This is a genomic window from Streptomyces sp. NRRL S-350 (genome assembly GCF_000719705.1).
Taxonomy (GTDB): domain Bacteria; phylum Actinomycetota; class Actinomycetes; order Streptomycetales; family Streptomycetaceae; genus Kitasatospora.
The window spans coordinates 1-2,561 of sequence record NZ_JOHO01000148.1 but is presented as its reverse complement, the minus strand read 5'-3'; the positions used below and the strand labels follow the sequence as shown (position 1 = coordinate 2,561).

2 protein-coding genes are annotated in these 2,561 nt (G+C 72.3%); both read right to left on the bottom strand.

The window, feature by feature from the left end:
• A partial coding sequence (locus tag IF30_RS0140100; protein WP_030247979.1) for a type I polyketide synthase occupies positions 1 to 1,679 on the bottom strand: 1,679 nt, incomplete at its 3' end.
• A gap of 15 nt (positions 1,680 to 1,694) precedes the next feature.
• Positions 1,695 to 2,561 (bottom strand): beta-ketoacyl reductase (locus IF30_RS0140095; protein ID WP_030247978.1); only part of this gene is annotated, 867 nt, incomplete at its 5' end.

Sequence of the window (2,561 nt, the reverse complement as noted above, 5' to 3'; positions counted from 1 at the left end):
ACCATCGTCAGGGTTCCGTCGCCACCCCGGCCGGTGATCACCTGTGGGTGGGGGGTGCCCTGGGCCAGTGCGGTGAGGGCTTGGCGTTGTTCGTGGGGGTCGCGGGCCAGGACGACGGCGCGGTGGTCGAAGGCCGTGCGGGTGGTGGCGAGGGTGTAGCCGGTGTCGAGTGGTGAGGTGTCGTCGGTGAGGGCGTCCGCGAGTCGGGCCGCGGTGTCCCGCAGGGCCTGCTCGTCCCGACCGGAGAGCAGCCACGGGACCACGGGCAGGGCGGTGCCGGCACGCTCCTCCGGCTTCTCGGCGGCGGGCGGCTGCTCGAGGATGACGTGCGCGTTCGTCCCGCTGAAGCCGAAGGACGACACCCCTGCCCGGCGGGTCCCGTCACGTTCGGGCCAGGCGACCGATTCGGTCAGCAGGGAAACGGCGCCGGCGGTCCAGTCGACCTGGGTGCTCGGCACCTCGACGTGCAGGGTGCGGGGCAGCACCCCGTGCCGCATCGCCATCACCATCTTGATCACGCCCGCGACGCCGGCGGCGGCCTGGGTGTGGCCGATGTTGGACTTCACCGAGCCCAGCCAGAGGGGCTGTTCACGGTCCTGGCCGTAGGCCGCCAGCAGCGCCTGCGCCTCGATCGGGTCGCCGAGGCGGGTGCCGGTGCCGTGCGCCTCCACCGCGTCGACCTGGTCGGGTCGGAGCCCCGCGTCGATGAGGGCGTCACGAACGACCCGCTGCTGCGACGGCCCGTTCGGAGCGGTGAGGCCGTTCGAGCGACCGTCCTGGTTCACTGCGGATCCGCGCACCACCGCCAGGACGGTGTGACCGTTGCGCTGGGCATCCGACAGCCGCTCCACGAGCAGGATGCCGGCGCCCTCGGCCCAGCCGGTGCCGTCGGCGGCGTCGGAGAAGGCCTTGCACCGGCCGTCCGACGAGAGGCCCTGCTGCTTGCTGAAGTCGATGAACGGCGCCGGACTGGCCATCACGGTCACACCACCGACCAGAGCCAGTGAGCACTCCCCGCGCCGCAGTGCCTGAGCGGCGAGGTGCAGCGCCACCAGCGACGAGGAGCACGCGGTGTCGATGGTGACCGCCGGCCCCTCCAGCCCGAGCGTGTAGGCGATCCGGCCCGAGAGGATGCTGCCGGAGTTGCCGGTGCCGAGGTATCCCTCCGCGACGTCCGGTATCCGCGCCAGCCGGGAGGCGTAGTCGTGGTACATGATGCCCGCGAACACGCCGGTGCGGCTGCCCCGCAGCGAGCCAGGATCGATCTGTGCGGCCTCGACCGCCTCCCACGCGGTCTCCAGCAGCAGTCGTTGCTGCGGGTCCATCGACACGGCCTCGCGTGGCGAGATGCCGAAGAACTCCGCGTCGAACTCCGCCGCGTCGTACAGGAACCCGCCCTGCAGGGTGTTGCTGCTTCCGGCGTCGCCGGGGCGCGCCGACCGCATCCCCTCGATGTCCCAGCCGCGGTCGCGGGGGAAGCCGCCGATGGCGTCCTGCTCGGCTTCGACGAGCTGCCACAGTTGTTCCGGTGTCGTCACGCCGCCCGGGTACCGGCAGGCCATGCCCACCACCGCCAGGGGCTCGTGACTGCTCTCCTCCACGGCACGCAGCCGCTGCCGGGTGTCCCGCAGCTCGGTGGTGAGCCGCTTGAGGTACTGGAGCGTCTTATCCTGGTCCACGTCACACCAATCCCATCAGGACAAGCCCAGCTCGTCGTCAATGATGTCGAACATGTCTTCCAAATCCGCCGCCGTCAGTTCGGCGGCGCCGTCGCCCCGGTCGTCCTCGCCGGTGTTCTTCTCCCAGGCGTTGAGCAGCGACCGGAGCCGACTGCGCACCTGCGCCGCGTGCCGCTGACCGACCTGCCCGAGGTTCACCTCCAGCCGGTCGATCTCGGCGAAGATCGACTCCGGTTCCGAGGACCGGCCCGGGCCGAGCAGGGACAGCAGGTAGTCGCACAGCTCCGCGGGTGTCGGATGGTCGAAGACCAGCGTCGCGGGCAGCCGCAGACCGGTGGCCGCGTCGAGCGCACCGCGCAGCTCCACCGCCATCAGCGAGTCGAATCCGTGCTCGGTGAACGGCCGGTCCATCGCGATGGCCCCGCCCGAGTCGTGCCCCGCGATGGCGGCGGTCCGACTGAGAACCAACTGGGCGATCCTGTCCCGTTGTTCGTCCGGCGACAGCTCGCGCAGGGTGTCCGCCAGGGCCCGCGTCGGGGCGCTCGCCGTCGTCGCCCGCGTCGGTGCCGGCACCAGATCGCGCAGCACGGGAGGCAGCGCGGCGTCGGCGGCGCGGCGTCGGAGCGCGGTCCGGTTCAGCGGCAACGGGAACAGGACCGGGCCGCCGGCCGTGGCGGCCGCGTCGAACAGGGACCGTCCCGTCGGCTCGTCGATCGGGGTGAGACCGGTCCCGCTCAGCCGCCTGCGGCCCGCCTCGCCGACGGTGGCCGCCATGCCGGTGGTCCACGGTCCCCAGGCGAGGCTGGTGGTGGGGTGCCCGGTGCTGGTGCGGTGGTGGGCGAGGGCGTCCAGGTAGGCGTTGGCGGCGGCGTAGTTGGCCTG